This window comes from Bradyrhizobium sp. CAR08, from assembly GCF_052871955.1.
This window is the reverse complement of record NZ_JBIXJX010000003.1, coordinates 323,606-342,515: the sequence shown is the minus strand read 5'-3', so window position 1 is coordinate 342,515 and position 18,910 is coordinate 323,606. Positions and strand designations below refer to the sequence as shown.

15 protein-coding genes and 1 pseudogene are annotated in these 18,910 nt (G+C 64.7%); 12 read left to right on the top strand and 4 right to left on the bottom strand.

Annotated elements, in window-relative coordinates; all coding sequences use genetic code 11:
- Nucleotides 1–17 precede the first annotated feature (17 nt).
- The 4 genes from ACIPUD_RS09060 to ACIPUD_RS09045 all read right to left on the bottom strand — a co-directional run bounded on the left by ACIPUD_RS09060 (nt 18) and on the right by ACIPUD_RS09045 (nt 2,064).
- Complete coding sequence (locus ACIPUD_RS09060; protein WP_446480418.1) at nt 18–764, bottom strand: polysaccharide biosynthesis/export family protein; 747 nt, start codon at nt 762–764, stop codon at nt 18–20.
- Between the two features lie 5 nt (nt 765–769).
- Complete coding sequence (locus tag ACIPUD_RS09055; RefSeq protein ID WP_446480417.1) at nt 770–946, bottom strand: hypothetical protein; 177 nt, start codon at nt 944–946, stop codon at nt 770–772.
- A gap of 14 nt (nt 947–960) precedes the next feature.
- A complete protein-coding gene (msrA, locus tag ACIPUD_RS09050) occupies nt 961–1,617 on the bottom strand; it encodes a peptide-methionine (S)-S-oxide reductase MsrA (RefSeq protein ID WP_446480416.1) in 657 nt (218 codons plus the stop codon).
- Between the two features lie 129 nt (nt 1,618–1,746).
- The gene (locus tag ACIPUD_RS09045) at nt 1,747–2,064 is read right to left on the bottom strand and encodes a hypothetical protein (protein ID WP_007616084.1); all 318 of its coding nucleotides are present in this window, start codon (nt 2,062–2,064) and stop codon (nt 1,747–1,749) included.
- 404 nt (nt 2,065–2,468) lie between these two features.
- Here ACIPUD_RS09045 and rpsT point away from each other — a divergent pair, with 404 nt between their 5' ends.
- The 12 genes and pseudogenes from rpsT to ACIPUD_RS08985 all read left to right on the top strand — a co-directional run bounded on the left by rpsT (nt 2,469) and on the right by ACIPUD_RS08985 (nt 18,909).
- Complete coding sequence (rpsT, locus tag ACIPUD_RS09040) at nt 2,469–2,735, top strand: 30S ribosomal protein S20 (RefSeq protein ID WP_007598259.1); 267 nt, start codon at nt 2,469–2,471, stop codon at nt 2,733–2,735.
- 1,277 nt (nt 2,736–4,012) lie between these two features.
- Complete coding sequence (gene dnaA, locus ACIPUD_RS09035) at nt 4,013–5,425, top strand: chromosomal replication initiator protein DnaA (RefSeq protein ID WP_026233035.1); 1,413 nt, start codon at nt 4,013–4,015, stop codon at nt 5,423–5,425.
- A 380-nt stretch (nt 5,426–5,805) separates the two neighbouring features.
- Nucleotides 5,806–6,924, top strand: a complete 1,119-nt coding sequence (gene dnaN, locus ACIPUD_RS09030; protein WP_446480415.1) for a DNA polymerase III subunit beta — start codon at nt 5,806–5,808, stop codon at nt 6,922–6,924.
- 210 nt (nt 6,925–7,134) lie between these two features.
- Nucleotides 7,135–7,500, top strand: a complete 366-nt coding sequence (locus ACIPUD_RS09025; RefSeq protein WP_085349727.1) for an endonuclease domain-containing protein — start codon at nt 7,135–7,137, stop codon at nt 7,498–7,500.
- Nucleotides 7,501–7,590: 90 nt separating this feature from the next.
- Nucleotides 7,591–8,727, top strand: a complete 1,137-nt coding sequence (gene recF, locus ACIPUD_RS09020) for a DNA replication/repair protein RecF (RefSeq protein WP_446480414.1) — start codon at nt 7,591–7,593, stop codon at nt 8,725–8,727.
- Nucleotides 8,728–8,846: 119 nt separating this feature from the next.
- On the top strand, nt 8,847–9,590 hold the full coding sequence (locus ACIPUD_RS09015; RefSeq protein ID WP_085385545.1) for a hypothetical protein: 744 nt from the start codon (nt 8,847–8,849) through the stop codon (nt 9,588–9,590).
- A 125-nt stretch (nt 9,591–9,715) separates the two neighbouring features.
- The gene (locus tag ACIPUD_RS09010) at nt 9,716–11,884 is read left to right on the top strand and encodes a hypothetical protein (protein ID WP_446480413.1); all 2,169 of its coding nucleotides are present in this window, start codon (nt 9,716–9,718) and stop codon (nt 11,882–11,884) included.
- Nucleotides 11,885–12,163: 279 nt separating this feature from the next.
- The gene (gyrB, locus tag ACIPUD_RS09005; protein ID WP_018455834.1) at nt 12,164–14,599 is read left to right on the top strand and encodes a DNA topoisomerase (ATP-hydrolyzing) subunit B; all 2,436 of its coding nucleotides are present in this window, start codon (nt 12,164–12,166) and stop codon (nt 14,597–14,599) included.
- A 227-nt stretch (nt 14,600–14,826) separates the two neighbouring features.
- Nucleotides 14,827–16,122, top strand: a complete 1,296-nt coding sequence (gene murA, locus ACIPUD_RS09000; RefSeq protein WP_018455833.1) for a UDP-N-acetylglucosamine 1-carboxyvinyltransferase — start codon at nt 14,827–14,829, stop codon at nt 16,120–16,122.
- Between the two features lie 261 nt (nt 16,123–16,383).
- The gene (locus tag ACIPUD_RS08995; RefSeq protein WP_085349723.1) at nt 16,384–17,778 is read left to right on the top strand and encodes an MATE family efflux transporter; all 1,395 of its coding nucleotides are present in this window, start codon (nt 16,384–16,386) and stop codon (nt 17,776–17,778) included.
- Nucleotides 17,775–18,263, top strand: a complete 489-nt coding sequence (locus ACIPUD_RS08990) for a DUF2867 domain-containing protein (protein WP_085361996.1) — start codon at nt 17,775–17,777, stop codon at nt 18,261–18,263. The genes ACIPUD_RS08995 and ACIPUD_RS08990 overlap by 4 nt, the downstream gene beginning before the upstream one ends.
- Nucleotides 18,260–18,909: pseudogene (locus tag ACIPUD_RS08985) on the top strand (2-hydroxychromene-2-carboxylate isomerase). The gene ACIPUD_RS08990 and the pseudogene ACIPUD_RS08985 overlap by 4 nt, the downstream one beginning before the upstream one ends.
- Nucleotide 18,910 lies beyond the last annotated feature (1 nt).

Below are 18,910 nucleotides of genomic sequence, written 5' to 3'. Positions count from 1 at the left end.
CTTCGCTCAAAAACGCTCTAGAACCAGCGCTCGCCGACGAACACGGTGTCGCCGGGGCTCAAGGGGGTGCCGAGCGGCACCACGGCGCGCATGGCGCCGCCGGCTTCGGTGTGCGTGACGGTGACCACGTCGCGCTTGGCGCGGGGCGAGAAGCCGCCGGCGATCGCGACGGCGCTTTCGACCGTCATGTTCGGCACGTAAGGATACTGGCCGGGCGCGGAGACTTCGCCGAGAATGAAGAACGGACGATAGGCCTCGATCTCGACGGCGACCGAGGGCTCGCGGATGTAGCCGTTGCGCAGCCTTGCGGCGATCTCGCCGGCAAGACCCGCGGGGGTGCGGCCGCGTGCCGGCACGCCGCCGATCAGCGGCATGGTGATGGAGCCGCCGGCGTCGATTGCGTAGCTGTTGGTGAGACCTTCCTGGCCGTAGACAACCACGCGCAGCCTGTCGCCGGCGTCGAGATGGTAGGAGGAATCGTAGCGCACCGGCGCCGCCATCGGCGCGGCGTAACCGACCGGCATCGGCGCAGGCGAGGAGGCAAAGGAATTGCTGAGTGCTGCGATGGCACCGCCGCCACTGCCGACGACGACGGGCTGCGGCGCGTTGTACGGCTGGCCATAGGCCATCGAATCGAGATCGGCGCGCGGCTGCACATAGGCGACGGGACCAGCGGTTTGCATGCAGCCGCCAAGGGTCAGCGCGGCGGACGCTGCCAGGGATGCTGCCGAGATCGACCATCGAAACGCGCGTGCAACCGGCACCGGACTTATCCCTCGAAACGAGACAGATCCAGTGATGCACCGGTTATGGTTAATAAAGCGTTGAGGGGGGCGGGTGGCTTGGCAATGGTACCAAACACTCCATCATGCCCGGGCTTGTCCAGGGCATCCACGTTCTTGGTGCCGCACGAAATATCGTGGATGGCCGGGACAAGCCCGGCCATGACGAGGGACCAGCTTACGCGCTCACACCGACGCCGATCGGGCAGGACACGCCGGTGCCGCCCAGGCCGCAATAGCCGCCGGGATTCTTGGCCAGATATTGCTGATGATAGTCCTCGGCAAAGTAGAATTCGCCGGCGGGTGCGATCTCGGTGGTGATGGTGCCGAGACCTTTTGCAGCAAGCGCCTTCTGATAGAGCGCCTTCGATTGATCGGCCGCTTTCTTCTGCGCGTCTGAATAGGTGTAGATCGCGCTCCGGTACTGCGTGCCGACGTCGTTGCCCTGACGCATGCCCTGCGTCGGGTTGTGGCTCTCCCAGAACGTCTTCAATAGCTTCTCGTACGACACCTTGTTCGGATCGAACACGACCAGCACCCCTTCGGTGTGACCGGTGCGGCCCGAGCAGGTCTCTTCATAGGTCGGGTTCGGCGTGTGGCCGCCGGCATAGCCGACAGCAGTCGTGTAAACGCCGTCGCCGAGCTCCCAGAACTTGCGCTCGGCGCCCCAGAAGCAGCCGAGCCCGAACACCGCCTGCTCGAGACCGGCGGGATAAGGCGGCTGCAACTTCGCGCCGTTGACGAAATGGGTGGTCGCGGTCGGAATGGCTTGCGCACGGCCCGGCAGCGCTTCCGCGGCACTCGGCAATGCGGTGGTCTTGCGCATGAACAGCATGGACGGATCTCCGAACGAGCCGTGCATCGCCTGGGTTAATTACTCAGGCGGCGTGCTCGCGATCAGGTGGGAATATAGGTCTTTACGCACGGAGCGGCAGCCCTGTTACAGCGCCGCATGCTCGAAAGCTCAATCCCGGGAATAGCCGATCAACGGCTTGCGCGGGCGGAACAGGATCATCAGGAGGATGCCGAGAATGCCGAGGACGGCGAAAACCGGCTGATCCAGCACCAGGCGGATCACCGAGGTCCACAGCCAGGGCGCCTTGGCCTCAACCCAGGTCCGGAATGCCGTCTGGCTGGCCTGATTGATGTCGTTCCAGAACTGGCCGAAGCGGGTGAACCGCAGGGTCTGGTCGGCCACCCAGCGGGCGCCATCATAGACCATGAAGATGAACCCGCCGGCGAGCAGCAACAGCCCAATCAGTCGGAAAAAGCCGCGGATCATGCCTCACCCTATATAGTCGTCCGATCGGACGACCCTCGGAACGCCGCCAGCCAATACAAGGGAGACGGCAGAAATTCAACCTCTTCAGGGCGTTACGGCACTCATCCCGGCTCTGAGGGGCTGCTTTTGCAGCCCGGGAAAGCGTTGACGGTGCCGAAGACCCTCTCTATAAGGGCGCCAACTGGCGGCGGGCGCAATCCTGCCGCCGCTGTTCTTTGAGCAGATGCAGGCTCTTTGGGCTTAGAGGCTCCTTGGGCCTCAGAGGCAGCCGCAAGGCCGTCGCTCATGTTCCGGGAACAGCCTAGCAACCGAACACCCTAATTCCGAGCGTCGATTACGCGGTCAAGCAAAGCCGGCGCTACCCGACCAAGACGCGACCGGTACCCGCAAAGGACATTGAGACCATGGCCAATACCACTTCCGCCAAGAAAGCGACGCGCAAGATCGCCCGCCGCACCGCCGTCAACAAGTCGCGCCGCACCCAGATGCGCGGTGCCGTGCGTAACGTCGAAGAAGCGATCAAGACCGGCGACCGCGCCGCCGCCGTGACGGCGCTGGCGAATGCCGAGCCCGCCTTGATGCGCGCCGCGCAGCGAAACATCATTCACAAGAACAACGCCAGCCGCAAAGTCTCGCGGCTCACCGCGCAGATCGCCAAGCTCGCCAAGTAAACTCGCGAGCGCTCTGCCGCCGTCCGATCGAGTCGTTCGATCGGGCGATCACATCGCACATCACACGCGTCAAACAGCCCGGCATCGCGCCGGGCTTTTTTGTTGCCCTCATATTCACGCAAGCAGTCACGCGTCGAACGACCTTCGAACGGAGGATTGCGGCGTTTGCACCATGACGCGTCCGTAGTTTTACCTGCGAATGGTTTTGCAACAGCGGAAACTTGCACCGCGGTGCAAAAAGCCCCTGCGAGGCGGGCGCAAGTTGAATTCGCGGGCCTGCGAGTTCTGCACACCGTAGTTTCCCCGGATCGCGTCACGCGATGGAGTTACCCTGTGAAACGAGACTCAAAAAACGATGGCTCGCTAACAACTTATCGACATAGTGAGGCCAAGCATTTGGAAAATTCACCCGCGCGTCGCGCGCGTGACGCTTTTGTAAAAAATTTTTGGCGGTGGCGGAGAATTGTCACATCGGACGCGGCATCTTCGATTCTGTGCACGAATCCAAAAACTTGCTCTGAAGCCTGTGCACAAGTGCCGCGTGGCGTTAACGCAGATCAAGATTTTTGATGCCTCAAGTGTGAATCAATTCCGTTGCGAGTCTTTCCGCATAGTGTATTCCTTAAGACGTCAGCGGCGCCCACGATCTTGAGACCAGCGCGGTATCGGAAACGGGGCGAGCGTGCAAATCGGCGGCGGTGTGCACGTAGGCGACGCTTCAACAAGCGATTGTCGGATTAAAACCCACAGCAATGTGGGAACGGTAGCTCTTTGTCTGAATGTCTCCAAGCGGGATCTTTCTCTCGCGCTTAAGAGACATCTTGAAAGCTGCCCCGACAGGCATGATGGCGAAGCCGAGCGGACGACGAGTACACGGGCAGGCATCCGACTACGAAGCGGGTGTCGTTTGGACACGCAGGACCTTGTCGTGAGCAATCACGGCAGGACGGGGAGGTATCATGTCTTACGAACTCAACGCGGTATTGAAACACATTTCGACTTCCAGCATTTCGACTTCCAGCGATGCCGTTTTAGATCCGTCGGACATCAAGCCTCCCGCGTGTAACGGAGCGCCGAGTACGCGCTGACCTCGCGACCCCTCCATCTCTAGACATTGCTGATCGGACGCGGCGTTTCCGCCGAACGGTCGAGCCATGCCTGCAGGTGAAATCGCTTGAGGTCCCGCCATCGCAAATATCCCTGAGCAGGTATCCCTGGCAGGAACTCAGCATGGCGCTCACCACGCAACCTTATCTCTCAAGAAAAGTTCTCAAATGATGACAACCCCGGAACAGGATCGCTGGTCACGCGTGAAGAGTCGGCTGCGCTCGAACGTAGGCGAGGACGTCTATACGAGCTGGTTCGCGCGCATGGATCTGGAAGGCGTCCAGGACGAGAGCGTGCGTCTGTCGGTGCCAACCCGCTTCCTGAAGAGCTGGATCCAGGCCCATTATGCCGAGCGCGTGCTGTCGTGCTGGCAGGCCGAGATGCCGGAAGTGCATCGCATCGATCTCACCGTGCGCTCGGCCGTGCGCCCCGTGGTGCAGCAGAAGGAAGCGCCCGCGCCGGTCGAAACGCGCCGCTCGCCTGCGCCGGAGCTGCGCTCGACCGCGACCGCGCCGGTCTCGGCCAATCATGATGCACTCGGCGGCTCGCCGCTCGATCCGCGCCTGACGTTTGCGAGCTTCGTCGTCGGCCGTTCCAACACGCTGGCGCATGCGGCTGCGCGTCAGGTCGCCGAGGGTCGTCGCGGCGATCCCGTCATGTTCAATCCGCTCTACATCCATGCGGGTGTCGGCCTCGGCAAGACGCATCTCTTGCAGGCGGTGACCTGGGCCGGCAATTCCGGCAACGAGCGCAAGGTGCTTTATCTCACCGCCGAGAAATTCATGTACGGCTTCGTCGCCGCGCTGAAGACGCAGACGGCGCTCGCCTTCAAGGAAGCGTTGCGCGGCATCGACGTGCTCGTGATCGACGATCTCCAGTTCCTGCAGGGCAAGTCGACCCAGGCCGAGTTCTGCCACACGCTGAACGCGCTGATCGATGCCGGCCGCCAGGTCGTGATCGCGGCCGACCGTCCGCCGTCCGACCTCGAAAGCCTCGACGACCGCGTGCGCTCGCGGCTGGCCGGCGGCCTCGTGGTCGAGATGGCCTCGCTCGGCGAGGAGCTGCGGCACGGTATTCTCAAGTCGCGCGTCGCAGCCGCCCGCGCCCATCATGCGACCTTCGAGGTGCCGGAGGAGGTGCTGACCTATCTGGCCCGCGCCATCACCCATAACGGCCGGGATCTCGAAGGCGCGATCAACCGCCTGCTCGCGCATTCGAAGCTCAACAATCGGCCGGTGACGCTGGAGATGGCGGAGCACGAGGTGCGCGACCTGATCCGGCCGCAGGAACCGAAGCGGATCAAGATCGAGGACATCCAGCGCGTGGTGGCACGGCAGTATAATGTCAGCCGCTCCGATCTCCTGTCCTCGCGCCGGACCGCCAACGTGGTCCGTCCGCGCCAGGTGGCGATGTATCTCGCCAAGACGCTGACCTTGCGATCGCTCCCCGAGATCGGCCGCCGCTTCGGTGGGCGCGACCACACCACGGTGCTGCACGCCGTGCGCAAGATCGAGGCCCTGGTTTCCAAGGACACGGCGCTGTCGGACGAGGTCGAATCGCTCAAGCGCCAGCTTCAGGAATAAACGCCTATTTGCTTCTGCGCGGGTGCGACCACATCCAAGCTGCATCGGAGGTCGTCATGCCCGGGCCTGTCCCGGGCATCCACGTTCTTAGGACCGCGAACCCAGACGTGGATGGCCGGGACAAGCCCGGCCGTGACGGGCGCAGAGACGTCCCTGGCCGGCGAGGCGTTCAGCGCGTTGCGGAAACATAGGTAAATCGTGGGGAACTGCCCGCAATCCCTTGAATCCGGGGGCCATCCGCGCCACCTTGCGCGACCCTGACGGCTTTGGTCATATCGGCTGGATGATCCGGCTTTCCGGGGTCTTCGGTGCCGTGGCGCGCGTCCCGCCGCCCGGCTTTTCCAGATTTGTGTTTCCTTGGGGATCGGGCGAGTAGTGCAATGAAGGTTACGGTCGAACGCGCGCAACTCCTGAAGTCGCTGGGCCACGTCCACCGCGTGGTCGAACGCCGCAACACGATTCCGATCCTCGGCAACGTGCTTGTTAGGGCCGAAAACGCGAAATTGTCGCTGAAGGCGACCGACCTCGACCTCGAGGTCACGGAAACGCTCGCGGCGGAAACCGCGACCGCGGGCTCGACCACCGTGCCGGCGCACATGTTCTACGACATCGTGCGCAAGCTGCCGGATGGTTCGCAGATCGTGCTCGAAGCCGACGGCGACCGCGCCGTGCTGGCGATCCGTGCCGGGCGCTCCCGCTTCACGCTGCAGACCCTGCCGGAAAACGATTTCCCGGATCTCGCCGCCGGCGACATGTCGCATTCGTTCAGCCTCGCCGCCAAGGACGTCAAGCGGCTGATCGATCGCACCCAGTTCGCGATCTCCACGGAGGAGACCCGCTATTATCTCAACGGCATCTACCTGCATGCCGCGGGCTCCGCCAAAGCCGCCACCCTGCGCGGCGTCGCCACCGACGGCCACCGCCTCGCCCAGCTCGACCTGGTGCAGCCCACGGGTGCCGAGGGCATGCCCGGCGTGATCGTGCCGCGCAAGACGGTCGGCGAGGTGCAGCGCCTGATCGAGGACAACGAGGCCGAGGTCACGATCGAGCTGTCGCAGGCCAAGATCCGCTTCACCATCGGCAATGTGGTGCTGACCTCGAAGCTGATCGACGGCACCTTCCCCGATTACGGCCGCGTGATCCCGCAGGGCAACGACAAGGAGCTCGTCGTCGACAAGAAGGATTTCGAGAACGCGGTCGACCGCGTCTCGACGATTTCCAGCGAGCGCGGGCGAGCCGTGAAACTCTCGCTGTCGCCGGGCAAGCTGGTGCTGTCGGTGACCAATCCGGATTCCGGCAGCGCGACCGAAGAGCTCGAAGTCGAATACGCCTCCGACGCCCTCGATATCGGCTTCAACTCCCGCTATCTGCTCGACATCGCCGCCCAGATCGAAGGCGACGTCGCAACGCTCCGGCTCGCCGACCCGGGCTCACCGACTCTGGTGCAAGACCGCGACGACAAGAGCGCGCTCTACGTGCTGATGCCGATGCGGGTGTGAGGGACGTGGTCCTCCTCTCGCGACACCTTTTATGCAGAGACAACCCCTCACCCGGCCTCGCTGCGCGAAGCCCCCCTCTCCCACAAGGGGAGAGGGGGAAGCTACAGCTTCGCCTGCCGAAACAAGCGCAATGCACGTTGCTGCGCCCTCTCCCCTTGTGGGAGAGGGCATCTCCACGGGCGGATACATACTCAGTCGGGTGAGGGGTTCGTGCCGCAGGAACCATCCCATCGGCCAGTCTCCAAACGTCTTCGCCAATTCGCGAAGAATATGCGGCACGAACCGACGGATGCGGAAGCGGCAATGTGGCGCCTGCTCAGGCACCGGCAACTCTCCGCTTTCAAGTTTCGCCGGCAGGTCCCGTTCAACACCTACATTCTCGACTTCGTCTGCTTTGAGAAGCGCCTGGTGATCGAGATCGACGGCGGTCAGCACGGAGAATCACGACGCGATGCAGCGCGTGACGCAGCTCTCTCCGCCGAAGGCTTTGTCATCGCGCGCTACTGGAACAACGACGTGCTCCAGCGACCCACTTCTGTATTGGAGGACATCCTTGCAAAGCTCGCCGAGCGGTAAGATACCCCTCACCCGTCGCCTCACTTTGTGAGGCGCCACCCTCTCCCACAAGGGGAGAGGGGGAAGAATCGCGGCCACGACAAAGATCTGATGACCCCCTCCCGCATTCATCGCCTGACGCTGACGCATTTTCGTAATTACCGGGCGGCGGGGCTCGAGACGGCGGCCGACATGGTGGTCCTGGTCGGGCCGAACGGAGCGGGCAAGACCAATTGCATCGAGGCGATCTCGTTCCTGTCGCCGGGACGCGGCCTGCGGCGTGCGACGCTGGACGACGTCGCCGACAACCAGGGCGACGGCTCCTGGGCGGTGTCGGCACAGGTCGAGGGCGCGCTGGGCCTTGCCACGCTCGGCACCGGCATCGATCCGCCGCGCGTAGACGCCGCGGTGAGCCGGCGCTGCCGCATCGACCGCGAACCGGTCAATTCGGCGGCGGCGTTCGGCGACCACATCCGCATGGTATGGCTGACGCCGGCGATGGACGGGCTGTTCATGGGAGCGGCGTCCGAGCGGCGGCGCTTCTTCGACCGCCTGGTACTAGCTATCGACAGCGACCATTCCAGCCGCATCTCCGCGCTCGAACGTTCGCTGCGTTCGCGCAACCGCCTGCTCGAGACGCGCAATTACGACGACCATTGGTGTGACGCGATCGAGCGCGAGACCGCGGAGCTTGCGGTCGCGGTCGCCGCAACGCGCGGCCAGACCGCGGCGCGTCTGACCGGCATGCTGAATGCACGCGCGCAGGCCTCCGCCTTCCCTTCGGCGCAGATCGCGCTCGACGGCTGGATGGAGAACGCGCTGCTGACGGAGACCGCGACGTCGATCGAGGACCGCTACCGCCAGATCCTGCGCGACAACCGTCCGCGTGACGCCATCGCCGGCCGTACCACGGATGGTCCGCATCTCACCGATCTGCAGGTGATCTACGCGCTGAAAAGCATGCCGGCGCGCGATGCCTCGACCGGCGAGCAGAAGGCGTTGCTGATCGGGCTGGTGCTGGCGCATGCGAGCCTGGTCGCCGAGATGACCGGCATCGTGCCGCTGCTGCTACTCGACGAGGTCGTCGCGCATCTCGATCCCGGCAGGCGCGCGGCGCTGTTCGACGAGCTGCGCAAGCTCGGCGCGCAGGTGTGGTTGACCGGCGCAGACCCTGCCGCCTTCGCCGAGATCGGCGCCGGGGGCGAGATCTTTGACGTCGAAAGCGGCCAGGTATCGGCCCGGCGCTAGTCGCCGCCGTTGAACCGGCCCCATTTCTGCCGCGACTAGTTGCCGGAGGCCGCGCCGACGCGTCGCAGCCATTTTGCAATCGCGCAATGACATGCCGCGCGAGACCCCTGGAGAGTGAGATGCGGACGGCAAGGTCCGGGGCGCAAGCTCCGGCACGATGGCGGGCGTTTGCGTGCGGCCTCGTCCTGCTCGCGATCTGCATGCTCGCTGCAAGCGCCGGCGCCGGGATGCCGCATCTCGCGGCGCTGTTTTCCGCCGATCTCACGCCGGATCCCGATGCCAGGCTGCTCGCACCGACCCGCTACAGCTTTCGAGGAATCCACACCACCCTGATGCGGGGCGTCGAAGCGCCGCTTCGGGTCAAGCTCGAAGCCACCGTGCCCGCCGAACTCGGCGACGTCCTAGCCTTCTACCGCAGGGAGCTCGGAAAGCTCGGGTGGCAGGAGCAGCACGATGGCGCCGTCGTCTCCGCCGATCACGTCCAGCTCGCGTTCGCATCTCCGCTCGGTCCGGCGATGCTGGAGCTCGGCCGCAAGGGCAGCAGCACCTTGGTTCATCTCGTGCAGAAGAACTCGGATACTGCAACCCGGGCGAACGTCATGCCCGAGCCGGGCCAGGCGAAGCTGGTGTTCAGCAACATCGGCGAGACGGAAGCCGTGCTCGGGATCAACGCGCAGATCATCAAGCGCTCCGCCGGCGCTAACGCCGTCTCGCTGGATCTGGCGCCCGGCAGATATTCCTACGAACTGGGCGTGCCCGGCCGTCCGGCCCACAGCAACATCCTCACCGTCGCGGCCGGCGACGCCTGGGAGCTCACCGTCGGGCGCGACGGCGAGGCATGGTCGCCGCTCCAGCTGTATTGAGCCGTCCGAATCTTTGAACCTGCCCGGTTCCTGCCGCGACTTCTGGTCTGAGGCCCCGCCGACGGTGTCGCAGCCGTTGCAATCGCGCGCGCCCAAGCGCCGCGCGGCATCCTGGAGACGTAACGATGGCGATGATCCCGCGCGGGATGCAAGTCCCGGCACGATGGCAGCTGCTTGCATGCGGTCTCTTCCTGATGGCGAGCTGCTCGATCGCGGCCGGCGCCGACGAGGGCATCGTCGACGTCCACGCGCTGCCCCAGCTCGAAGGTGCGGTGGAAGACATTTCGCGCCCCGATCCCTATAGCGTCGAATATCGCGTACCGATGCGGCAGGCCGTGACGCTGCCCGCGGTCCAAAAGCTCCTGCGCGACAACGGATGGGTGCCCTATGTGATGCCGCTTGAGGAGAAAAGCAGCCTGCTGAAGTTCAGGAAGGGACGACAGGGCCTTTCCGTTCATTTCACGCAGGCGCTCGGCCGGCCAGACCAGTCCGTGGTTTACTACACCACCGACCGGATCTACGGGAACGTGCCATTTCCGGAAGGCGCAAGTGACATCGTGTTCGACGGGACCCGGCCCTATCTCGGCTGCATCGCGCCGACGCCGCTCGATGCAACGTCGGATTTCTACAGCAGCCAGATGGCTGCGATCGGCTGGCAGAAGCTCACGCCGGAAACCGCCGCACGCTGGACCACCAGCCTGAATGAAACCGTTCCCAACGGCCTGCGCGCGTTCTACGCGCATGCCGATAGCAAGGAGACCGGCTTCTATCAGCAGAAGCCCGTGATGCTGACGCTGACGCGCCGCGACGATGGCCGCACCAATGTCGATATCCGGGTCGCCCCCTTCGCGCTGCCGAGCGAGCTCAAAGCCGATAGCGATCTGGCCGGCCTGCCGCGGCCGAGCCCGACCAAGACGGCCAGGGGGCTCGGCGGCGCGAGCGACAACAAGCGCGAAATGTCGGCCGCCGCGATGGCCGAGCTGCCGGCCGTGCTCGCCTTCTATCACCGCGAGTTCGCCGCGCGCGGCTGGCAGGAGGACGGCAGCGCGCAGCTCGCACCCGGTGACGAGGTCGCGATCAAGATCTCTTCGGCGGAGGAAACCGGCGTGCTGCGGCTTGGCCGCAAATATGATTTCACCATGGTCAGCCTGACCGCGCAGGTGAAGGACTCCGCGCTTGCCGCCCGTGCCAAGGCGAAGAAAGAGGCGGACGACAAGTTCCTTGGGGATGCGTTAGGTGCGGCCAAGCAGCTCATCACCGCCGACGAAGCCAGGCGCAAGGTGCAGGCGGCCGCATTGTCCGACGCGCCGCTCAACGCGCAGGCCGACAGCAAGATTCCGGTGCCGCTGCCTGAAAACGCCGAGGGTGTGAAGTTCGAGAGCGACGAGGGCAGGCTCGAGTTCTCCTCGACCTCGAGCGTGAAGGCGCTCACTGCGTTCTATCGCGCATTGCTCAAGCCAGCGGGCTGGAAAGAGCAGCCCTCCGTCATCAATCAGCCCAACATGGCGGTGATGGAGTTCGCAAAGAGCGGCAAGTCGATCTCGATGACCGTGATGCAGATGGGACCGAAGGTGAACGTTAGCGCCAACGGCTCCGGTCTGGTCGTCGCCGCGGCGAAGCCCGTCGAGGCCAAATCGACCCAAGCCAAGGCGGTCCAGACCAAATCGAAGGAGCCGCTCACGCCCGATCCCGATTCGGCCCTGCCGGTGCCGACGCAGCACAGCTCGACCGGCATCAGCTCCACGAAATTTCCCGGCAGCGACCAGTCGTTCCGGACCGAGCTCGAAGCCAGCATCCCCGCCGAGCTTGGCGAGGTCCTCGCCTTCTATCGCGCGGAGCTGACCAATCGGGGCTGGCAAGAGAAGGCCGACGGCGCGATCGTGACGGCCGAGCGGGCGGAGCTCGCGTTCACCTCGCCGCAGGGGCCGGCCGTGCTGAAGCTTGGCCGCGCCCGAGACGAGACCACGGTCAGCCTGATGCAGCGAAATCCGCAGGCCGCGGCCAAGGCCGACATCATGCCGAAGGCCGGACAGGCCAGGCTGATGCTCGGCAATATGGGGCCGAAAGAAGCATCGCTGACGATCAACAATCAGACCGTAAAGATCGCGGCCGGCGCCGGCGGTCCGCAATCGCCGAAAGGCCCGATGCTCGATCTGCCGCCAGGCAAGTACCAGTACGCGCTGCGTCTGCCGGGACGCCCCACTCGCACCGAGATTCTCACAGTGGCCGCCGGCGATGCCTGGGGCCTCCTGGTGGGGCCAAACGGAGATGTGCTGCCGCTTCAGATGTATTGAGCTGCAAGGCCGTTCCGGGGCGTTCCAGGCGCCTCGGAACGCCCTCGTCCCCGCAAAATCCACGCCTTCCACGGCCCGAAACGGCTTCCCGAATCGCGCTTTTTCCAAGCCGCCGAATCGGGCTTCGAAGGCCTTGAAAATCGGCCAAAAAATTCTATTTAATCAAAGACTTGCCGGGGGATACTTTGCGCTAGGCGCAATCCGTCTTTCGTGGCACAAATAGCCCGCATATCAGCGCCTTTTGCGCCGCTGATTCGGGCGACATCTCGAAGGCCTCTCATGACAGAACCTGCTCGGCAGACGCCTGCCGAAAACGAACCCTCAAATCCGAGCGATTACGGGGCGGAATCGATCCGCGTGCTCAAGGGTCTCGACGCCGTCCGCAAGCGTCCCGGCATGTATATCGGCGACACCGATGACGGCTCGGGCCTGCATCACATGGTGTACGAGGTCGTGGATAACGCGATCGACGAGGCGCTCGCGGGCCACGCCACGCGCGTGGACGTGATCCTCAACGCCGACAATTCCGTCACCGTGCGCGACGACGGCCGCGGCATTCCCGTCGACATCCACAAGGGCGAAGGCATCTCGGCAGCCGAGGTCATCATGACCCAGCTCCATGCCGGCGGTAAGTTCGACCAGAATTCCTACAAAGTTTCCGGCGGTCTGCACGGCGTCGGCGTCTCCGTCGTCAACGCGCTGTCAAGCAAGCTCGGCTTGCGCATCTGGCGCGACAACAAGGAACACTACATCGAATTCGCCCATGGCGATGCGGTCGCGCCGCTCAAGGTGGTCGGCGACGCGCCCGGCAGGCGCGGCACTGAGGTGACGTTCCAGGCTTCGACGGAAACCTTCAAGAACATCGAGTATGATTTCGCCACGCTGGAGCACCGGCTGCGCGAGCTCGCCTTCCTCAATTCCGGCGTCAACATCGCCCTCTCCGACATGCGTCACGCCGTCGAGAAGCGCGAGGAGATGCACTATTCCGGCGGCGTCGAGGAATTCGTCAAATATCTCGACCGCAACAAGAAGGCGATCGTTCCGGCGCCGATCATGGTGCGCGCGGAATCCAACGGCATCGGTGTCGAGGCCGCGTTGTGGTGGAACGACAGCTACCACGAGAACGTGCTGTGCTTCACCAACAACATCCCGCAGCGCGACGGCGGCACCCATCTCGCCGGCTTCCGCGGCGCGCTGACGCGCCAGGTCAACGGCTATGCCGAGGCCAACGCGAAAAAGGAAAAGATCGCGCTCACCGGCGACGACTGCCGCGAAGGCCTCACTGCGGTGCTGTCGGTGAAGGTGCCGGACCCAAAATTTTCGTCGCAGACCAAGGACAAGCTGGTGTCCTCGGAAGTGCGCCCCGTGGTCGAGAACGTGCTCAACGAGGCGCTGCAGGCCTGGTTCGAGGAGCATCCCTCCGAAGCCAAGATGATCGTCGGCAAGGTGATCCAGGCGGCGGCTGCCCGCGAAGCCGCGCGAAAGGCGCGCGAGCTGACGCGCAAGAGCCCGCTCTCGGTCTCTTCGCTGCCCGGCAAGCTCGCCGACTGCCAGGAGAAGGACCCGGCGAAATCCGAGCTCTTCATCGTCGAGGGTGACTCGGCAGGCGGCAGCGCCAAGCAGGGCCGCAACCGCGAATTCCAGGCCGTGCTGCCGCTGCGCGGCAAGATCCTCAATGTCGAACGCGTGCGTCCCGACAAGATGCTGCACAGCGAGCAGATCGGCACGCTGATCACCGCGCTCGGCACCGGCATCAGCGACGAATTCTCGATCGAGAAGCTGCGCTATCACAAGATCATCGTGATGACGGACGCCGACGTCGACGGCGCCCACATCCGCACGCTGCTGCTCACTTTCTTCTACCGGCAGATGCGCGAGATCATCGACGGCGGCTATCTCTATATCGCCCAGCCGCCGCTCTATAAGGTCAACCGCGGCAAGTCCGAGCAATATCTGAAGGACGAGCGGGCGCTGGAAGATTATCTGATCGATACCGGGCTGGACGATTGCGTCTATATTCCCGGCACCGGCGGCGATCGCACCGGCCGCGACCTGCGCTCGCTGGTCGATGACGCCCGCGCCGTCCGCGGCGTCCTGCGCAGCCTGCACACCCGCTACAATCGCAAGGTGATCGAGCAGGCCGCCATCACCGGCGTGCTCAACAAGGCGATCTACGGCGATCCGGAGAAAGCCGCCGCGGCAGCCCAATACATCGCCGCCCGCCTCGACACGCTCGCCGACGAGGTCGAGCGCGGCTGGATCGGTCAATACGTCGAAGGCCATGGTTTCCAGTTCGAGCGCACCGTGCGCGGCGTCAAGGACGTCGCCCTCATCGATGACGCGTTCCTGGGCTCGGTCGAAGCCCGCAAGCTCGACGAGTACACGGTCAAGCTTCAGGACGTTTACGCCCGCCCCGGCAAGCTGCGGCGCAAGGACACCGAGCACATGGTCTACGGCCCGGTCGATCTGTTCGAAGCCGTCACCGACGCCGGCCGCAAGGGCGTCTCGCTGCAGCGCTACAAAGGGCTGGGCGAGATGAATCCGGAGCAGCTCTGGCAGACCACGCTGGACGTCAATGCGCGATCACTGCTCCAGGTGAAGGTCAAGGAGGTCGACGAGGCCGACGACATCTTCACCAAGCTGATGGGCGACGTGGTCGAGCCGCGCCGCGACTTCATCCAGGAACATTCGCTGAGCGCGACGATCGATATCTGAGATCGGATGGCTTGGACGGTCGTCATGCCCGGACTTGTCCCGGGCATCTACGTTCTCCGTGCATCTGGCAAAGGCGTGGATGGCCGGGACAAGCCCGGCCATGACGTAGAGACACGGCTGAACCTCCCCCGCCCTCGCGACAAGTGCAGAATTGCTCCCGCGCTCAATTCTCGGTAGTTTCCGCCTCGAAAACCCGCCCCCCACTCAACACGACAGCGAGAGACCCCGTGGCGCCCATCCAGTACATTGTCGAGGGCGGTCACCGGCTCTCGGGCTCGATCGAGCCTTCCGGCAACAAGAATGCGGCCCTGCCGATCATCGCGGCAGCCCTGCTCACCGAGCATCCGGTGACGCTGGAGAACGTGCCGCGGATCCGCGACACCGAGACGCTGGTCGAGCTGATCCGCTCGGTCGGCGCGGCGGCGGAATGGACCGCCCGCAACACGCTTCATATTCACGCCAAGAGCATCCGCGCCGCCGATCTCGATCCGGACTTGTGCGTTCGCATCCGCGCCTCGATCCTGCTCGCCGGCCCCCTGCTCGCCCGCTGCGGCGAAGTGATGCTACCGCCGCCCGGCGGCGACGTCATCGGCCGCCGAAGGCTCGACACGCATGTGCTCGCACTCGAGCAGTTGGGAGCCAAGGTCACCGCGACCGACCGGCTCGAATTCCGCGCTTCGAAACTGACCGGCGCCGACGTGTTCCTGGACGAGCCCAGCGTGACCGCGACCGAGAACGCGCTGGTCGCAGCCGTCGCCGCCCAAGGCACCACCTATTTGCGCAACGCCGCGTCCGAGCCGCATGTGCAGGACCTCGCCAACTTCCTGGTCGCGCTCGGCGCAGGGATCGAGGGCATCGGCACCAACACCATGATCGTGCACGGTCCGGCGACGCTGGGCGGCGCGACCTACCGGATCCAGCCCGACCATATCGAGGTCGGCTCGCTGATCGGACTCGCGGCCGTGACGCGGTCGCCGCTTCGCATCGTGCGCGCGGGCGTCGAGCATCTGCGCTCGATCCGCATGGGATTCGAACGGCTCGGCATCGTCTGCCGCATCGAGGGCGACGATCTCATCGTGCCATCAAACCAGACGCTGAAGATCCAGGACGATTTTGGCGGCCACGTGCCGAAGCTGGAAGACCAGCCCTGGCCGGCCTTCCCGGCCGATCTGATGTCGATCGCGATCGTCACCGCCACGCAATGCGAGGGCGTGATCCTGATGTTTGAGAAGATGTTCGAATCGCGGATGTTCTTCGTCGACAAGCTGATCGCGATGGGCGCGCGTATCGTGCTCTGTGACCCCCATCGCGCCATCATCGCCGGCCCCAGCCGCCTGCGCGGTGCATCGATGATCTCGCCCGACATTCGCGCCGGCATGGCCATGCTGCTCGCGGCCGTCTGCGCCGAGGGCACCTCCACGATCAACAACGCCGACCAGATCGAGCGCGGCTACGAGCGCATCGACGAGCGCCTCAACGCGCTCGGCGCGAAGATCAGGCGCGTGCCTGAACGGAAGGGCTGAGGCGCTTCTTCCCTTCTCCCCTTGTGGGAGAAGGTGGCGTAGGCGGCCTTTGGCCGCCGTTTTTGAGAACGCCGAAGCTTCGCATCGGCTATAGCGCCGGATGAGGGGTTGCTTCAGCGAGTCCTGCTGCTTGAGGGCCGTCCGCGGAGAGATCCCCCTCACCCGTCTCGCCGCTGCTGCGGCGAGCCACCCTCTCCCGCAAGGGGAGAGGGAGAAGACCAAGCCTTGTTTTCGTCGCCCGGCTGTGCTATTGACCCGGCCATGCTCGACACCGTCCAGCCTCGTTCGCAGCCGCAAGCCGGCGTGCCGCCAAATCCTCTCGCCGACGAATTCGTCGCGACGCTGCGGCTGGCCGTGCCGATGATGCTGACGCAGCTCGGGCAGATCGCGATGATCACGACCGATCTCGCGCTGATCGGGCGGCTCGGCGAGAGCGCGGTCGCAGCAGCAGCGCTGGCGCACACGGTCTATTTCGTCAGCTTCACCTTCGGGCTCGGATTGATGGCGGCGGTGTCGCCGCTGGTCGCGCAAGCCTTCGGCGCCGGCGATGTCAGGCGCATCCGCCGCTCTCTGCGCGTCGGCTTGTGGGTCGCCTTGCTGATCTCGCTGCCGATGATGGCCTCCCCGCTCTATGGCGAGCACATCCTGGTCGCACTCGGTCAGGCGCCGCACTCGGCCGCGCTCGCCCAGCGCTATCTGAATGGGCTGGCCTGGGGCATCGCGCCGGCACTCGGCTTCATCGCGCTGCGCAGCATGATGAGCGCGGTGAACCGGCCGCAGGCCCCGCTATGGATCACGCTCGCGGCGATCCCCGTCAATGCCGCGCTGGTCTACGCCCTGATCCACGGCCTGTTCGGCCTGCCGGAGCTCGGTCTGTTCGGCGCAGGGCTTGCGACCACCATCGTCAATCTCGGCACGTTCGTCGCCACGCTCGCCATTGCGGGGCTGCGCAAGCCGTTCGCGGAATATCGTCCGCTTGCCCATCTCTGGCGGATCGACTGGCCCCTGATGCACAAGCTCATCGCGATCGGCGCCCCGATCTCGTTCTCGCTGCTGCTGGAATATGGCCTGTTCTCTTCGGCGGCGCTGCTGATGGGGTTGATCTCGACCACGGCGCTCGCGGCGCATCAGATCGCGCTCCAGGTCACCGCCGTGCTGTTCATGGTCCCGCTCGGCATCGGCATGGCAGCCACGGTGCGGGTCGGCCACGCCTTCGGCCGGGGCGACCCGGCTGCGGTGAGGCGCGCAGGTCTCGTGGCAGCCGTGATCGGGATCGCGTTCGTCTCGGCCCTCACCGTCGCAATCATTCTCGGCCGCTATGAGCTCGGACGGCTGTTCTTCGGCAGCGGCGAGGCGAGCATGGCGACCGTCGAGCTGACTGCAACGCTGCTGCTGGTCGGCGCGACCTTCTTCATCGCCGATGCCATCCAGACCATCATGGGCGGCGCACTGCGCGGCATCAATGACACCAGAATGACGTTGGTATTCGCCGCGATCGGCTACTGGTGCGTGGGCTTTCCCATCGCCTGGTTGCTCGCTTTTCACGCTGATTTCGGCGCGGTCGGTGTCTGGATCGGACTGTCGATCGGATCGTTCGTCTATGCCGGACTTCTGATCTTGCGCTTCCGGATGCTGACGCGCAAACTGGCGGGATGAACGGGACCGTCCGCGAAGTCATCCCCGATGTCGACGCCGGCACGCTGCTGGCCGGTGCGCAATTCATCGACGCCTTTCGCGTGGAGATCGGCACAGCACCGGTGAATGCCCGCGAGGCCTGCACCAGGATGGTGTTGCACGGACCGCGCTGGATCGGTGCACTGACACGCCTGCGCAACATCCTCGTGAGGCCCTTTGGATTGAAGACATCGGGTGAAGGCGCACCAGCGCCGGGCGGCCTGATCGGCTTGTTTCCGGTGCTGAGCGAAACGCCGGAGCAGCTGGTCGCCGGCTTCAATGATTATCATCTCGACTTCCGCATCGTGGTCGATGTCGCCGGCGAAGCGGTGCTGCGCCACGTCACCCTGACCACGCTGGTGCGGACCAACAATCGGCTGGGCCGCGCCTATCTCGCGTTCATCACGCCCTTCCACAAGCTCGTCGCCCGCAGCATGATGGGGCGGCTCGCGGAGCCGGCCCGATGACGCTCTCCGTCGACCTCTTCTACTCCTTTCGCAGCCCGTTCAGCTATCTGGCGTTGCCGAAAACGCTCAACCTGGTCGAAACCTACGATCTGACGGTGAATTTGCGGCCGGTCTATCCGCTCGCAGTCCGTGTGCCCGGGTTTTCAAGAAGGCCAGCCCGAACTTCATTCGCTATGTGGTGCTCGACAGCACGCGCGTGGCGCAGCACGAAGGCATTCCGTTCCGCTTTCCCAGGCCCGATCCGATCGTGCAGGACAAGGTGACGTTCGAGGTCGCGGCGGAGCAGCCCTACATCCACCGTCTGACCCGGCTTGGTGCCATGGCGCAGCTCGAGGGACGCTCGCTCGCATTCACCGATGCAATCGCCCGCGTGCTGTGGGACGGCTCGGTGTCGGGCTGGAACGAAGGCGATCATCTCGGGCGCGGCGCCGAAAAGGCCGGCTTCGATCTCGCCGCGATGGATGCCGCAATCACCGCGGACCCTGATCGCTACGAGCAGGTGATCACGGAGAACGAGAAGGACCACGCCGCCTCCGGCCATTGGGGCGTGCCGACCTTCGTGTTCGACAACGAGCCGTTCTTCGGCCAGGACCGCATCGATTTGCTGGTCTGGCGCATGCAGGGCAAGGACCTGATGCGGCGCTAGC